The organism is Chryseobacterium pennipullorum (assembly GCF_003384725.1).
Taxonomy (GTDB): domain Bacteria; phylum Bacteroidota; class Bacteroidia; order Flavobacteriales; family Weeksellaceae; genus Chryseobacterium; species Chryseobacterium pennipullorum.
Map to the genome: position 1 here is coordinate 1 of NZ_QNVV01000025.1, position 15,445 is coordinate 15,445.

Below are 15,445 nucleotides of genomic sequence, written 5' to 3' on the forward strand. Positions count from 1 at the left end.
TGTACTCAACCAATTTATGCTTATTTTTGAAAAAAGGCTCAGATTATAAAATCTAAGCCCTAACTTTTTAACTTACACACTTTACGGGATAGTGTCAAAATATATCAAATGAGATTATTTTTTCTTTGTTTTCTTAGGTGTTGTTGTAGTACCTGAGTTTTTAGATTTTGTATCAGCAGGTGTGTTTTCACCTCTTACCAGCTTCAACTCGTCGATTAATCTTCTTGCACCGGCATATTTGTCAATCGTCCAAAGTACAAAACGAACATCTACGTTGATTGTTTTTTGCCATTCTGTCTCAAATACAATATCACCGCTTAATGCTTCGCTGTTTCCGTCAAATGCGATACCGATAAGGTTTCCGTCACCGTCAATTACCGGAGAACCGGAGTTACCTCCAGTAATATCATTGTTAGAAAGGAAGTTAACAGGCATATATCCTGCAGCGTCAGCATACTGACCGAAATCCTTAAGGTTGTAAAGGTCAATTACTCTTTGAGGAAGATCAAATTCTTCATCACCTTTCTTGTATTTACCTACAAGACCGGTCATGTCTGTATAATAGTTATCAGTAACACCGAAGTAGTTTCTGTCATTTCTGATCGGAAGTTTATCAACGGTACCATACGTTAATCTCATCGTAGAGTTAGCATCCGGATAGAACTTTTTCTCTGGCATTGCTTTCATCAGACCTGCTAAGAAAAGACGGTTGTTTTTAGCAAAATTGTCATCTACTTTCACATATCTTTCAACACTCATTTTCTGGTCAGCTACAATTCCGTTTGCTGTTTTCCAAAGTGGATCAGCATCAAGTTTTAAAGCATCAGGGTTCAATAAGAAGTTGGTTGCAGATGTTTTGTTAGCAAAAATTGAAGAATAAGCCATGTTGGAGATATTCTTAGCATCCAATCCTAAAATAGTAGCGGAAGCAATATCCTTATTCTTAACTTTCGTTTGGTAAAGGCTTGTCATGGCAGCAAGCATTTCTCCTTCCAATGAAGGGTTAAAGTTTTCGTACGCTTCTTTAATTGCCTTTTCAGTTTTTGCTTTCATGGCAAGTCTTCCCTGCATATCTTGTGCAGAATAAGCTTTAAGAGCAGATCCAACCTTCAAAGCAAGCATGATATATTTTGCATTTCTTGAAAACTGTGCTGCGTAGTTTCTTTCAACATTTCTGTCGGAAACCTGCGTGTAATAAGCCCCGATATCTTCAAGAACACCATCGTAAGACTCATTTCCAGGCATTGCAGCCCATTTTTTGAATGTTTCTTCGATTTTTTGCTTGTCAGAGATCGTTCCGTTTTTGTCTACGGCATCAATGGTTCCCTGTCTGTTTTTCCAATAGTTGGCTACAGAAGCATATTGAGAAGCATAGTTAAGCTGAGTCGCTTTATCTTTATTCATATACTTCTTCATAACATCCATGGCTACTTTAGAAGCTTCTACCCAGGCCGGGTAATCTTTATTAACCATCTGCTGAATTCCGTAAGAAGTCAGATAACGGTTTGTTCTTCCAGGGTATCCCAGGATCATGGAGAAATCTCCAGGCTTGATTCCTTTAAGAGAAACCGGAAGGAAGTGCTTAGGCTTCAGTGGGGTATTGGCTGGAGAATACTCTGCAGGGTTTCCTGCAGCATCAGCATACACTCTGAAAACTGTGAAGTCTGCTGTATGTCTTGGCCACTCCCAGTTATCCGTATCTCCTCCGAATTTTCCCAGTGAAGATGGCGGAGCTCCTACCAATCTGATATCTTTATAATCCTGATATACGAAGTAGTAAAACTCGTTTCCGTTGAAGAAATCTCTCACAACAACAGTATATTTACCGTTTTCAGAGTTTTCTGTCTCGATGGCTTTTGTCTCAGCATCAATCACCGCTTTTCTCTCCGCGGCTGTCATGCTGTTGTTCAGTTTAGAATTGATTCTCTGCGTAGCATCATCCATTCTTACTAAAAATCTTACATAAAGATCCTTTGCATTGAACTCGTCTTTCTGTTTCATTGCCCAGAAGCCGTTTTTCAAATAATCTTTTTCAGGTGTAGAAGCAGCAGCTACCGCTCCGTAACCACAGTGGTGGTTGGTGAATATAAGTCCTTTATCAGAAACAATTTCACCCGTACAGAAGCCACCGAAACTTACGATAGCGTCTTTTAAGCTTGAATTGTTTACAGAATAAATTTCTTCAGGCGTCAGATGCAGACCCTCTTTTTGCATATCAACACCGTTAAGTCTTTTGATGAGCATTAGCAGCCACATCCCCTCATCCGCCCTCATTTGGGCAAAGCCCAATAAGAAAGTGAATAGTAGAAATAGTCTTTTCATTTTATAAAATAATTTTGTGTTGCTAATTTACTAATTTTTACGAGATTCTGTCTTGGAATGGTATGAAAATGGAAGGATAGCTGACATGAAAAAAATACTGTGGTCACTTTTGGCTGTTTTATCCTTAGGTATTGTTTTGAATTGTTCATCAGTACCCACGAAAAATCCGTACCTCCAGAGACAGTGGATGCTGGTTTCCCTGGATGGTTTTTCAAAAGATCAGCTGATCGCTAATAAGGCAGAATTCAATCTGACGGGCAAAATGGAAAATAATAAAATTCAGGCAAGTGCTTATATGGGATGCAACCAAATGTCTATCCCTGTTGAATTCAGGAATAAAGGAAAGGTGAAAATTTCACAGGGAATCAGTACGATGAAAGCCTGCCAGGACATGAAGCTGGAATCTGCTTTTGGCAAAATAATCGGGACGATGACCAACTATTCCGTGGAAGGACATTTTCTAACCCTGTCTGATGATAAGGGGAATTCAATGAAGTTTGTTGCAGCAGACTGGGATTGATCCATCAGGTTTACAATATAAAAAGTCCGCTTTTTGGCGGACTTTCTTTGTGTTGAAAAAAATCTGTTTTGGTTATTAGTTTTTGAGGGATTATTAGTTTTTAGGAATTGTTTTTTTTATTTCCTCCAGGGTTGCGGTATTGCGCAGCCCGGTAACTGTCGTATTTGTGTTCCTAGAATTTGATGGATTTCGGTATGCCTGTCTGTTGGGAATTGTTTTTTTAATCTCTTCAAGGCTTGCGGTGCCGGGAATAAGCTTTCCGCTATTGTCATCTGATCCTTTAGGCTTTTGTTCCTGTTTCTTTACTTCAAGCCCATAATCAGAGACCAACCCTGTCTGTGGGGTTTTCTTTTCTGCTGCTTCCCGGGCTTCCTGCATCTGTTTTGCTTCCTGTTCTTTTGCCTGTTTCAATACCGCTGCCTGATCTTCCATTGGCGGAGTCTGCTTATTTTCCTGAGCGTACATAATGGAGCTCAGCACAAATAGCGGGATGATATATATTGTTTTCATATAAGATTATTTGATGTTAACTAGGACCTGAATTTTTCCTACTTCTTTTTGGTTGTAATCCTGAAGCGCTTTTCCGATGACCTGCCCGATTTTTACCTTTTTGATATTGGCTTTCATGGCAACCCCTGCTTTAGAAGAGGTCACCAGAAGATCACCTCTTTTGATGCTGCCGTTCTCAAGACATACTTTCGTTGGAATCACGCCAATGACTCCCATCGGCGCTTTATCAGAAATATCAGTGTCAATGTGCTCTTCGGTAAGAAGTACTCCCGGTTTGGTAGCATATACGCCTGCAACAAGGCTGGAGTATGGAGTGGAAGATTTCTCAACTGTTCTGTCAGTACTGGTAGAGATGACAAGTACATCTCCCGGTTCATATCCGGAAATTGCTCCTTTTACATCAAATGCTTCGGCAACGTCGGCACCACTATTTTGTGTACCCCCGTTGAAAAAGCCTCTTCCAGCCTTATTGATCCGCGCTGTATTCACTGAGGCACTTTGGTAGACCGCAATATTACCAGAAGGTCCCTGATGGTTCACAAGAAGGGTATTTCCGGTACCGTTAGTGGTTACATGTACTACGGGCTGGCCATTGCTGGCATTGAAATTGGCAAATCTTCCTGCTTTACCAGTCCCGAAATTAGGAATGAATCCCGACACTGCATTACCGCTGCCATCACAGGATGCTTCAATCCCATCACCTGTTCCGCCGGCATTTGCCGTAATCCCGTTTCCGCCTCCTTCTGTTAAGGCAAGTATAGCAGGGCCGTTTCCTGCAGGATTGGATGCGTAGAATAAGCCACCATATCCACCGGTTCCCGACGACAGACCATAGATACCCGCCGTTCCGAAATTCGCAAACATGGAATTCACTTCCCCTTTCACTGCAGCAGACGTTGCTGTATTTTTGTCTACTTTAAAATTTCCTGCAATACCATTTCCTACGGTGGTTACGGTGATCACATCACGGGTATTGTTCTCATTAAAAATATCAAATTTTCCAGCCCGTCCGGTAGCAAAGGTAGGTACCCAGGCGTAAAGAGCATTTCCGGCTCCGTCTATATTGGTTTCTACCCCGTTTCCGTCTTTACCTGCATTGGCTGTGATCGCATTTCCGTTTCCGTCTGTAAGGGCAATCAGGGAAGCCCCGTTTCCGGCGGGATTGGAAGCATAGAATAATCCTGCCCGCCCTCCGGTACCTGATGAAATACCAAAAATACCTGCCGCGCCAAAGTTTCCGAATATGGTGTTTACTTCCCCTCTTACCGCGGCTCCCACGCTATTGCTGTTGTCTACGAGGAAAGAAGCTGCGTTGCCTTGTGTATTATCGGGAATGTTTCCGTTTCCATTGGTTTCTACTTCAAAAGTATTATTGGTCGTATTGGTTTGATTCAGGTTTTCAAACCTTCCGGCCCGTCCTGTACTGTTATTTGAACCCACCTGTCCCAAAACACCTATTCCTGTTCCGCTGGTATTGGTGGCAATAAATCCTCTTACCCCATATCCGCCGCCATCATTTCTTCCCACTACGGCTCCTGCAATGTCACTTGTTGTTCTTCCTACAATGGCCTCACCTGCACCATTGTTATCTCCTACAATACCGGCAGAAGTCTGTGAAGACGTTATTCCCTGTACTCCGAAACCACCTCCTGTAGAACTTCTTAAACCGGCACCGTTTCCGGTGGTTGTGATATTCACGACCGTACCGTTACCTACTGTGGAGGCAGTAAAGGCACTGTTGTTGTTGGCATTGTTGAAAATAGCAACATTCGCGGCAACACCGGTGTTGCTGGTCGCATTGAGTCCTGTTCCGCTGTTGCTGTTCGCGTATACTCCATATCCGTTTCCTGAGGAATTTCCATAGACTCCCAATCCGTTAGGGGTGCTGCCGTATACGCCCCATCCGCTTCCGTTCTGGCTTCCGTAGACTCCTACACCAAGTCCGCCGGTTCCGTTATTGATACCGCGTACTCCTGAGGAAAAACCGCCGGGAGAGGTACTTGTAACAAGTCCCCGCACTGCTGCAATATTGGATGTTGTAGTGGTGTTACTCCCTTCCAGGGAAGTACCGTCGCCGTCATTAGCTAAAGAAAACAATGTGCCGGCATTATTAACTGTTGACGAATAAGGAATAGTAAAAGTTCCCCCACCGCCGCCGGCAGATTTTGCATACATGGCGTAAGGTACACTTAAGAGCTGGCTTGTTCCGGCAATCGTATAGTTTGTTCCTCCTGCCGGGTCGGTCTCTGTTTTTAAATAATAGTTTCCTGAAGGCCAGTTGATTGAGGCGAATGTCCCTGATAAAACAGTTCCTGTTCCGATTTCCAGGCTGATAAGACCATTCGCGTTGGTGTTTCCGGTAAGTCTTTCAGCATATACCGCAGCACCGGCAGGTGATCCCTGCAGTACACTTACTTTTACTGCAACACTCTGATTCGTCAGAAGCTGTCCGGAGCCGTTTCTCATGACGGCCTGGTAGCTCATTTTTTCCGGTACCTGCGAAAGTCCCATAAAGAAACCAAGCAGGATCCAGCACAATAGTAATATTTTTTTCATGGCGTTATTTTTTAATGACTTTAAATGTTTTGATATTTTCTCCGTTCTGAATGATTCTGATGATATACATTGCAGAAGGCAGCGTTGAGAAATTCAGTTCAGATTTTGGCTGTAAGACCATCCCTTTCTTCACCAGCTTGCCCTGAGCATCGAACAGCTGATATTCGGAACCCCTATAGTCGTTGGTTGTAAAATCCAGGTACAGATAGTCCCTGAAAGGATTCGGGTATAGTAAAATGTCCTTCTCACCAGATAAAATGTCCTGAGTAGCGAGGGTGATAATCTCGTAAGGCTGTTGAACGCCCTCGAGAATTTGGGATCCTGCTCCCTTAGAGAGATAAGCCGTCTGGCCTATGCTGTAAGTGATGGAGCCACTGCCGGCAGCCACATCAATTCCCGTTGCCAAAACTGCAGACTGTGCACGCAGAATGACGACAGAAAAGAGGCTAATGCTGATACAATAGATCGATATTCTTTTCATGGATAACAGTTTTTGTGATTATTAGAAGCCGTTTTTTTAAGGGAAAAATCGGGAAGACTAAATTACCACCTATTGAAATCCGATCACAGAAAAATAGACTAACAGCAGAAAAAATCGACCAATAGCATTTGGGGAAAATAATTTTCAAAATCCGGTGATGCTAAGGCTTAAAAAATGACAGATTATTCTTATAGGTTCTCCCGATGGGAAGCCTGATCTCGTGGGTAAGTTCTATTTCGTGACAGTTTTTTCTTCTGATAAGATGCCGGGGAACCGCATAGCTCCGGTGGATCCTTACAAACGAATCGAAAAAGGTTTTCTGCAGAAGGCTTCCCAGGGAATCCAGGATGCAGTGATTCTTTTCACGGGTAATGATCCGGGTATAATCTTTCAGGGCTTCAAGATAGAGAATGTCTTTTATTTTGACCTGGGAAATATGTCCGCTTTCTTTTATTTTAATACAATGATCTCCCAAAAGAGCGTCGTAGCATTCACATTTTTCTTTTGCGTCAAAAAAATCAAAAAGCTTAAGCATGGCATAGTGAAATCGCTCAGAGGTGAGTGGTTTCGAAATAAAGTCAAGCGTATTAACCTCAAATATGGCTGCAGCAGGTTCCGGCCGTGCGCTGGCAAAAATACAGGCGGGAATTTTATGAGCCAGCTTTCGGAATGCCAGCCCGCTCATCCCTTTTAAATTGGTTTCTGTGATCAGAAGATCAATCGGAAGATCAAGATAAGGAATAGCCTTCTCTGCAGAATCAAAGGAAGCAACGATTTCTATATTTTCATACTGTTTGATAAAACGTTGAAGAACCAGCCTGTCCAGTTCATCATCATCAATAATCATACATTTAATATGGGTAATCATGATCTTCTGGTTGTTAGTTTTTAACTTTAATATTTAAAAAACAGAAAATTATTACATAAAGTTATTCATTTTTTATAAAATATTCACTAAGCAAACTTTAATTTATATTAAAAAGTGTTATTTAATAAAATTTGATTTTGTTTTTTTTCCGAAAAATATTATCTTGTAAAAATCATAAACATAGACAGAACTTAATGTTAGAAAAGAAAGAACATAACTATGAGAAAGCAGTCCTGGTGGGAGTTATTACTCAAAATCAGGATGAAGAAAAACTGACGGAGTATTTGGATGAACTGGAGTTTTTAGCTTTCACAGCAGGAGCCACTATACAAAAACGTTTTACTCAAAAACTGACTCAGCCTGATCCCAAAACCTTTATCGGAAGCGGAAAAGCGATTGAGATAAAAGAATATGTAAAAGAAAACGAGATAGGAACCGTCATTTTTGATGATGAATTATCTCCTTCCCAGCTTAAGAACCTGGAAAGAGAAATGGAAGTCAAAATTTTGGACCGAACGAATCTTATTCTTGATATTTTTGCCCAGAGAGCTCAGACTTCTTATGCAAGAACACAGGTGGAGCTGGCGCAATATCAATATCTTTTACCCCGTTTAACAAGAATGTGGACTCACCTTGAACGTCAGAAAGGGGGAATCGGGATGAGAGGACCCGGTGAAACGGAAATTGAGACTGACCGTCGTATCATTCGGGATAGGATTACCTTACTGAAAGACAAACTGAAGACCATCGACAGGCAAATGGCAACCCAGCGTAACAACCGTGGAAAGGTTGTTCGTGCAGCGTTGGTGGGGTACACCAATGTGGGAAAGTCTACGCTGATGAATTCCATTTCCAAATCTGAAGTTTTTGCAGAGAATAAATTATTTGCAACCCTGGATACTACAGTTCGAAAGGTAGTGATCGGTAATTTACCGTTTTTGCTTACCGATACCGTTGGATTTATCAGGAAGCTGCCTACTCAGTTGGTAGAATCATTTAAGTCTACACTGGATGAGGTGCGTGAAGCTGATCTTCTGATTCATGTCGTAGATATTTCTCACGAAAGTTTCGAAGATCATATAGAATCGGTTAATAATATCCTGATGGAGATCAATGCTCATCAGAAACCGATGATTATGGTTTTTAATAAGATTGATGATTTCAGCTATGAGAAAAAGGATGAGGACGATCTTACCCCTTCAACGCGTAAGAACGTATCCCTGGATGAATGGAGAAAAACCTGGATGGCAAAATCCAAATATCCTACCGTTTTCATCTCGGCCCTGACAAAAGAGAACTTCCCGGAAATGAAAAAAATGATCTATGATGAGGTGATGAAGATCCACATCTCGAGATTCCCATACAATGATTTCCTTTTCGAATATTTCGACAATGACGAAGAAGAAGAAACCAATAATTAATGAAATATCATTTTTTCCTTTTATTCGTCCTATTTTCGGTTTTTGGATTCAGCCAGAAATCGAAAATTGATTTAAAAACGATCGAAAAAGACCTTAAAAATCCTAAGTCTCCGTACAACTACGAGAAACTTATTTTTAAATACAAAGGCTATCCGAAATCATTGGACAGCATTGAGGCCCAATACCTGTATTACGGAAGAAACTTTAGTAAAGATAAAGTGAGAATTTCGGATGAGCGTTTCAAAGGTCTTACAGAAGCTTTTAAGCAAAATAATTTTGAAGACTGCATCAAGCAGGGAAAGGCTTTGTATGATAAGGACCCTACCAATCTGGACGTCCTGCTTATCCTCCTGAGGGCCTATGATTCCCTGAAAGATGGGACCAACTTTATGCACCACCTGAATCAATTCCGTTCTCTTACTGAGGGTATGAAAAGTTCCGGTAACGGAACATCAGAATCAACAGCTTATGTCGTCAATTCTGTAGGAGATGAATACATTCTGCTGAATATTCTGAATGTCGGACAGGATTACACAAGAAGTGCAAGGCCATCCAAAAGCGGTATGGTTGATATTTGGGAAAAAGACGGCCATGCAATCTATATCAGAATACTTTATTTTGAACTCATCAATTAATTAAAAAATACTTAGTGGAGTTATATTATTCATTTTCAGCGTTAATCGTACTAGCATCAATATTTGCCTACCTTAATTACAGATTCTTAAAGCTTCCAAGCACCATCGGAATTATGGTGATCGCTATTGTGGTTTCCATTTTCCTGGTATTGTTCGGAGAAACGGTTTTGCCGAGAACTTTCGGACACCTTCATAACCTGATGAACAGCATCGATTTTACAGAGGTTTTGATGGGAGCTATGCTTAATTTTCTACTCTTTGCGGGGGGAATTCATATTAACATTAATGATCTTAAAGAGCAATTCAGGCCCGTATTGATATTTTCTACGGTGGGTGTTGTGATCTCCACTTTTGTTGTAGGATTTGGAATGTTTTACTTATTGCCTTATGTAGGGGTAAAACTTCCGTTTATCTACTGCCTTGTATTCGGGGCCCTGATTTCGCCAACCGATCCGGTAGCTGTATTAAGTGTTCTGAAACAGGCCAATGTATCCAAGTCTCTGGAAACAAAAGTAGCCGGCGAATCCCTTTTTAATGATGGTATGGCGGTTGTGGTCTTTACAGTGGTTCTTCAGCTGGCGGTGGGAAAAGAAGTGGATCTTGGTGTTGAAAGTATCGGCCTGCTATTGCTTAAAGAAGCAGGAGGTGGTATTTTACTGGGGGTATTGCTCGGCTGGGTTACTTCCAGGTTGATGCGTGAAGTAGATGATTATATTATCTCCGTATTGGTTACACTTTCTGTCGTGATGGGAGGGTACCTTATTGCCAGACAAATGCATATTTCAGGACCGCTAACCATGGTGGCGGCTGGATTATTTATGGGGAACTTTAACAGAAGCTTCAAAATGAAGTCCGTTACTCAGGATTATCTGATTAAATTCTGGGAACTGATTGATGAAATACTTAATGCCGTATTATTCCTGTTCATTGGATTTGAGCTTTTGATGATCAAAGACCTGAAGCATTTTATGATTCCGGGGCTATTGGCAATCGTAGTTGTTTTACTCGCAAGGTTTATTTCCATTTGGGGACCTACCAAGTTTACCTCGCTCAGGAGGAGCTTCAGTCCACAAACGGTTAAAGTATTGGTTTGGGGAGGAATTCGTGGTGGAGTTTCCATTGCGCTGGCCATGTCAGTTCCCAAAAGTGAATACAGTGAGATTATTTTGAGTATTACTTACTGTGTTGTAGTGTTTTCTATTATTGTACAGGGGCTTACCATTGCTAAAGTGGCCAATCCCAAGCAGATTGCTGAAGAAGAGCAGGAAATTGTTGCAACAGAAGAGCAGTCCTGATATCAGGTGACCAAGCAAAAAAATAGATGTAATGAACCGCAGAGCATATGAGTAGTATTATCAAAGAAATACGGGAAGCGCTGGCTGTTTTATCCATTCCGGAAAAAGCAGCATTTTTCCCGAGATTTTTCAAAACCGGAAAAGGGGAATACGGTGAAGGTGATCTGTTTCTGGGAGTAACCGTTCCTGATCAGAGGTCTGTGGCGAAAGAATACTATTCAAAAATACAGCTGAACGACCTTAGTGTGCTGCTTTCTTCAGAGTATCACGAACACAGGCTTACCGCACTTTTTATGCTGATTTCAAAATTTGAAAAAACAAAAGATCCGGCTGAAAAAGAGGAAGTCATCGCATTTTACCTTAATCACCTTCCTTATGTCAACAATTGGGATCTGGTAGATTCCAGCTGCTATAAAATACTGGGCAGATATGCTTTTGAAAATCAGAAAGATCATCTCCTGAGAGAACTGTCCGAATCTGAACAGATGTGGCATAAGAGAATTGCCGTGGTCGGAACCATGCATCATGTGAAAAAAGGATCTTTCTCCCTTACCAAGGAATTGGTAACCCGTAATCTGAAACATCCGCATGATCTGATGCATAAGGCTAATGGTTGGCTGCTAAGGGAAATGGGGCGGAAAAATGAAGGCGAACTGATTGCATATCTCAATCAGTATTATAAAGAAATGCCCAGAATCTGCCTTCGATATGCAATTGAAAAGATTGAAGAGAGCCTTCGTCAGGATTACCTCAAAGGAAGAGTTTAAAAAAAATATTCAATTAAGGGATCGTATTTCCTGTCCTGAAAAAGTAGCGGAAAACAGCTATTTATACTCAAAAAAACAAAGATTGTAAGAATGTAAAGTCAGAATTAAGTAATTTTGTGTTTTAAACCCAAGCATGAAAAAAATTCTCCGACTCTGTATTCTGTTTCTTCCCTTATCCATTCTTACCAGTTGTTTCGATATCCTGGACAAAGTCAACGTAAAAGCTGATGGAACAGGAGAATATACGCTGATTCTCAATGCCAGCAAAAGCAAAACAAGACTGGCTTCCATCGCTAAAATGGAAACCATTAATGGTAAAAAAGTTCCTAAAAAATTAGAAATTGAAAATAAAATTAATGAGGCAGCGAAGATTTTTAAAGGAACTCCAGGAATCAGCAACGTAAAAACAGCGATGGATTTTGATAATTATATCATTAAACTGAGCTGTAGTTTTAATAGAATTGAGAATATCAATACCGGACTGGAGAAACTGAAGACTCAGCATATTCTGGGCAAAATGATTCCGACGGAGATCTACGGCCAGAACCTTCAAAAAAAGACCTTGACAAGAAATAAAGTCAATACTTTCAAAACAGATTATGATAAAATGAGCAAGGCTGACAAAGAGGTGTTTAATGGAGCCAGATATACCTCGGTCATGCAGTTTGAAAACGCGGTAAAATCTCAGACAAATACTTCTTATCTTCTTTCCCCTAATAAAAAAGCGCTCAAGCTGGAAGCTGATATTTTAGATCTGATTCTTCAGAAAAAGCAAATACAAAACACGATCACTTTTCAATAAATCAACCATGAAACCAATCATATTAAAAGCACAAAAAATTATATTCCTGATCTTTGGCTGCACGCTTGTTCTTGCACAAAACAGCATGAAGGTTCCCCAGGATGCCGTATTTTATATGGAAATCAACGGAAAACAGCTGAACAACAAAATCAACTGGAATAAACTTAATCCGTTGTTGCATGAACTCAGTAAAAAAAGTAAGGAGAAACCGTCATGGACGGATTATTCTAAAACCGGAATTAAGTATGATGCTGTGCAGTATCACTATGCCAGCTTTAATGATTCTATTAAAACATACAACACGCATTTTATAATCGATAATCAGGAAAAATTCAGAGAGTTCATCAATTCGGTTAAGAAAAAAGGACTGGAAATTTCCAGGAAAACCAATTATTCTTACGTTGATATCGATGACGATATCTTTGTGGCCTGGAATGGAAGCCGTGCTTTTCTTAGTATGGTTAGCTACACAAAACCTTATAAAGATGTATGGGCTGAAGAAGCGGTGACCGACAGTACAGCGGTAATGGCAGACAGCAATGAAGCAGTATCTGTGGATTCGGTATATGCCGACGAAGCTGAAAAACCATTCGATTATAAAGAAGAAATAAAAATTCTTAGAGAAGATATTAAGTACCTGAGAGAGCAAATTAAAGATAATAATCAGCAGATTGTCAAAATACAGAAAGATATCAAATATCTGGAAAAGCACCATCAGTATCCGAAAGTAAAGGAAAGTCCTGAATCCTTACAAGAAGAAGAGGAAAATATCGCTAGGATAGAAAAGGAGAATGAAGAAGCTGAAAAGGCTTATCAGAAAGAACAGGACTCTATCCGCATTGAGAATTTTAAAGTTGTGAAAAAGTATGTAGAAGATCGGTTCGATCAATATTTCAGCTCCAATCTGGAAGTTGAAGCTTCCAAAGAGATGACCGCCTTCCGGGATGCTAGTTCTGATGTTTTTGTTCATATGGATTATGGAAGGATTGTGAATGACGGTATTTATGGTAAAATGGTGAATCGTTATGACTTTGCACAGGTTTTTCAGAACGTGTACAACTCAAACTATGCCTATAATCTTTATTTTGATAAAGACAAAGTACGGCTGATCAATAATTATCAGCACAAAAATGCTGATATTCAGAGAAATATATCTTCAGTTTATAAAGGAAAGAAAAATAAAAAGCTGCTGGAACTGATCAGTGAAAAAAGTGTTGGATACTATGCCCTCAATGTAAACGGGGCCAAATGTTTTGATGTACTGTACAGCCTTCTTCAGGATTCCGGGGAAAGTAAGTATAAAAAGGAGATGGAACTTATTATGGAGACAACGAAAATTGTTCTGGATGAAGAAGCTATTGCCAGAATTGCACCTGGAAACGGAATATTTGTTTTAAATGAGCTGAAGTCTAAAAAAGTAGAGTATACTGACTATGAATATGATGATGAATACAATGAAAAAGAAGTGAAAAAAACTAAAGATATTGCTGTTCCCAACTTTACTTTTGCATTCGCAACGGAAAACGAGGGGTATTGGAACCGGATTTTTACTCTGTTGACGACCAATAAAAAGCTTGGAAAAAAGTTCACGAAAAAAGGAAGCTTTTATACGTTTAAGGACGAGAACAGTAAAGGATACCTGGATGAGATCTACTTTACGGTGAAAGACGGTATCGTTTATCTCATGAGTTCTACAGACAATATCCTGCCTGGATCCCAATCTGAAGTTTCCAGAAAATGGGCAAAAGATTCAGCTAAATATCCTTTATCCGGAAGGCTGGATCTTCAAAAGCTGTTAACGGGTCTGGAGAAAGAATTCAAAAGTCCTTCAGAAAGAAAGACATTGGATATCGTCAGAAAAAATGTGGGCGAACTGTATTATAAAACGGAAGTAAAAGGGGAGAGTATCCAGACCGAAATGGATTATAAAATCAAAGAGGGCTCTGAAAACAGCCTGATGTACTTCTTTGATTTATTTGATCAGATTTTCAAAACTAAAGAAGCCGAAAAGAAACCGCAAATATTGTAAATGAGCAAGAGGAAGATAATTGTCCCGTTGATTATAGTACTGGCCGCAGTAGTGTATTTCCTGTTTTTTCATAAAGATAAAACCTTGAAATTTATTCCTGAAAATGCAGATGCGGTTGTTGTAATTGATATAAAGAAACTGACGAGGCAATATATCTTCAGCCTGGCAACACATCCTTCGCGGTGGTCGGCAGGCAGTGATAAAAATAAAAATGCTGTTTCGCTGAAGGATTCAGGAATCAGAGTTCCGGATTTTTTGCAGGTTTTTCATCTTAAAGATACGCATTTCTCTCAATGGTATAGTGTTCTGGAACTTAAAGACCGTGAAAAGTTCATTACCTTCTTAAAAAAGAATAAATTTGAATATCAAGGCAGTAATCGTTTTCAGAATGGTGAAATTTTTATTGTGCTGGACGGTAAATACTGTATTCTTGGAACTTCCGGCTTTGCTTTTGAAGACATAAGACAGCACCTTCTACAGGGCTCAAACCGGATGATACATGCAAGTCAGCTGATGGGTGCTACTGTGGGTAGCCTCTCTTTCATATCCGGGAAGAAGATCCAGAGCTTTTCAATTGAATTAAAAGATAACGCAATTGAAATTAAAAGCCCCTTCAAAAAGGTTCCGCCTCAATTGTCAGCCGGTTTGGAACAGAGAAATCATTTCCTGGAAATGGAACTGGATGCGGAAAATATAAAAAAAGGATCCCGTTTTTTCAGTAAAAATCTGATTGATTCCTCACAGATTACTTACTTCAAAGCGACTGCTGATCTGGAACAGATAAATGATACCATCATCAGTTATGGTTATGATGACGATTTTAATGAAATCGAAAAAAAGACCATTCAAAAGATTGTTCAGCCCAACTATATTTTTGATCTTGAAAGCAGAGATCCTGACAGAACATGGGACTATTTCCAGACTAAGAAATGGATCAATGCCCGGAATGAATTCACGGTAATTCCTTTCCAGCCCAATACTATCATAAGAAAAAGCCAGGGCCTCATCATAAAATCTCTGGGGAGGCCTGTTTCTGTTACGGCCGGGTTAAAAGAAAATTATATCTTTATCAAAAATTCCCCTTTGCTCCTTTCATCCTTTAAAAGCCTTAGTGAAGCAGAAAAGAAAATGCTTGCGGACATCGATTTTATAACTTATAGAAACCAGGCAGAATACTATGGGTTGAAAATACAGGTAAAAGAGGGAAATCTTCCATTGATTTTAAGATGGTAACCATGG

At 40.1% G+C, this 15,445-nt stretch carries 13 protein-coding genes; 8 read left to right on the forward strand and 5 right to left on the reverse strand.

What is annotated here, in order from left to right:
* Nucleotides 1-114: 114 nt before the first annotated feature.
* Nucleotides 115-2,322, reverse strand: coding sequence for a S46 family peptidase (locus DRF67_RS19635; RefSeq protein WP_115930003.1), 2,208 nt, complete (start codon nucleotides 2,320-2,322; stop codon nucleotides 115-117).
* A gap of 85 nt (nucleotides 2,323-2,407) precedes the next feature.
* Between DRF67_RS19635 and DRF67_RS19640 the strand changes: the two genes are divergently transcribed.
* The gene (locus DRF67_RS19640; protein ID WP_165851849.1) at nucleotides 2,408-2,842 is read left to right on the forward strand and encodes an META domain-containing protein; all 435 of its coding nucleotides are present in this window, start codon (nucleotides 2,408-2,410) and stop codon (nucleotides 2,840-2,842) included.
* Nucleotides 2,843-2,935: 93 nt separating this feature from the next.
* Here the strand turns inward: DRF67_RS19640 and DRF67_RS19645 are convergent, their stop codons facing one another.
* From DRF67_RS19645 to DRF67_RS19660, 4 genes are all read right to left on the reverse strand, one after another.
* Nucleotides 2,936-3,352 (reverse strand): hypothetical protein, encoded by a 417-nt coding sequence (locus DRF67_RS19645; protein ID WP_115930004.1) that lies wholly within the window; start codon nucleotides 3,350-3,352, stop codon nucleotides 2,936-2,938.
* 6 nt (nucleotides 3,353-3,358) lie between these two features.
* On the reverse strand, nucleotides 3,359-5,908 hold the full coding sequence (locus DRF67_RS19650; RefSeq protein WP_115930005.1) for a beta strand repeat-containing protein: 2,550 nt from the start codon (nucleotides 5,906-5,908) through the stop codon (nucleotides 3,359-3,361).
* Nucleotides 5,909-5,912: 4 nt separating this feature from the next.
* Nucleotides 5,913-6,389: a T9SS type A sorting domain-containing protein gene (locus DRF67_RS19655; RefSeq protein ID WP_115930006.1), complete on the reverse strand. Its 477-nt coding sequence runs from the start codon at nucleotides 6,387-6,389 to the stop codon at nucleotides 5,913-5,915.
* A gap of 160 nt (nucleotides 6,390-6,549) precedes the next feature.
* The gene (locus DRF67_RS19660) at nucleotides 6,550-7,257 is read right to left on the reverse strand and encodes a LytR/AlgR family response regulator transcription factor (protein WP_228435864.1); all 708 of its coding nucleotides are present in this window, start codon (nucleotides 7,255-7,257) and stop codon (nucleotides 6,550-6,552) included.
* A gap of 194 nt (nucleotides 7,258-7,451) precedes the next feature.
* Here DRF67_RS19660 and hflX point away from each other — a divergent pair, with 194 nt between their 5' ends.
* From hflX to DRF67_RS19695, 7 genes are all read left to right on the forward strand, one after another.
* A complete protein-coding gene (hflX, locus tag DRF67_RS19665) occupies nucleotides 7,452-8,678 on the forward strand; it encodes a GTPase HflX (protein WP_115930007.1) in 1,227 nt (408 codons plus the stop codon).
* Complete coding sequence (locus tag DRF67_RS19670; RefSeq protein ID WP_115930008.1) at nucleotides 8,678-9,313, forward strand: DUF4919 domain-containing protein; 636 nt, start codon at nucleotides 8,678-8,680, stop codon at nucleotides 9,311-9,313. Before hflX ends, DRF67_RS19670 begins: the two co-directional genes overlap by 1 nt.
* Nucleotides 9,314-9,327: 14 nt before the next feature.
* A complete protein-coding gene (locus DRF67_RS19675; RefSeq protein WP_115930009.1) occupies nucleotides 9,328-10,608 on the forward strand; it encodes a cation:proton antiporter in 1,281 nt (426 codons plus the stop codon).
* Between the two features lie 47 nt (nucleotides 10,609-10,655).
* Nucleotides 10,656-11,375 carry a DNA alkylation repair protein gene (locus DRF67_RS19680; protein ID WP_115930010.1) on the forward strand — a complete coding sequence of 240 codons (720 nt, stop codon included), beginning with the start codon at nucleotides 10,656-10,658 and terminating at the stop codon, nucleotides 11,373-11,375.
* A 133-nt stretch (nucleotides 11,376-11,508) separates the two neighbouring features.
* Entirely contained in the window at nucleotides 11,509-12,177 is a 669-nt protein-coding gene (locus DRF67_RS19685; RefSeq protein ID WP_115930011.1) for a hypothetical protein, read from the forward strand.
* 7 nt (nucleotides 12,178-12,184) lie between these two features.
* Nucleotides 12,185-14,206: a hypothetical protein gene (locus DRF67_RS19690; protein ID WP_115930012.1), complete on the forward strand. Its 2,022-nt coding sequence runs from the start codon at nucleotides 12,185-12,187 to the stop codon at nucleotides 14,204-14,206.
* Nucleotides 14,207-15,439: a hypothetical protein gene (locus DRF67_RS19695; protein WP_115930013.1), complete on the forward strand. Its 1,233-nt coding sequence runs from the start codon at nucleotides 14,207-14,209 to the stop codon at nucleotides 15,437-15,439. It begins immediately after the preceding gene.
* Nucleotides 15,440-15,445 lie beyond the last annotated feature (6 nt).

What these genes read in the sequence shown, in the direction of transcription:
- DRF67_RS19635 (WP_115930003.1), bottom strand. Translation starts at nt 2,322, where the DNA reads ATGAAAAGACTATTTCTACTATTCACTTTCTTATTGGGCTTTGCCCAA.
- DRF67_RS19640 (WP_165851849.1), top strand. Translation starts at nt 2,408, where the DNA reads ATGAAAAAAATACTGTGGTCACTTTTGGCTGTTTTATCCTTAGGTATT.
- DRF67_RS19645 (WP_115930004.1), bottom strand. Translation starts at nt 3,352, where the DNA reads ATGAAAACAATATATATCATCCCGCTATTTGTGCTGAGCTCCATTATG.
- DRF67_RS19650 (WP_115930005.1), bottom strand. Translation starts at nt 5,908, where the DNA reads ATGAAAAAAATATTACTATTGTGCTGGATCCTGCTTGGTTTCTTTATG.
- DRF67_RS19655 (WP_115930006.1), bottom strand. Translation starts at nt 6,389, where the DNA reads ATGAAAAGAATATCGATCTATTGTATCAGCATTAGCCTCTTTTCTGTC.
- DRF67_RS19660 (WP_228435864.1), bottom strand. Translation starts at nt 7,257, where the DNA reads ATGATTACCCATATTAAATGTATGATTATTGATGATGATGAACTGGAC.
- hflX (WP_115930007.1), top strand. Translation starts at nt 7,452, where the DNA reads ATGTTAGAAAAGAAAGAACATAACTATGAGAAAGCAGTCCTGGTGGGA.
- DRF67_RS19670 (WP_115930008.1), top strand. Translation starts at nt 8,678, where the DNA reads ATGAAATATCATTTTTTCCTTTTATTCGTCCTATTTTCGGTTTTTGGA.
- DRF67_RS19680 (WP_115930010.1), top strand. Translation starts at nt 10,656, where the DNA reads ATGAGTAGTATTATCAAAGAAATACGGGAAGCGCTGGCTGTTTTATCC.
- DRF67_RS19685 (WP_115930011.1), top strand. Translation starts at nt 11,509, where the DNA reads ATGAAAAAAATTCTCCGACTCTGTATTCTGTTTCTTCCCTTATCCATT.
- DRF67_RS19690 (WP_115930012.1), top strand. Translation starts at nt 12,185, where the DNA reads ATGAAACCAATCATATTAAAAGCACAAAAAATTATATTCCTGATCTTT.
- DRF67_RS19695 (WP_115930013.1), top strand. Translation starts at nt 14,207, where the DNA reads ATGAGCAAGAGGAAGATAATTGTCCCGTTGATTATAGTACTGGCCGCA.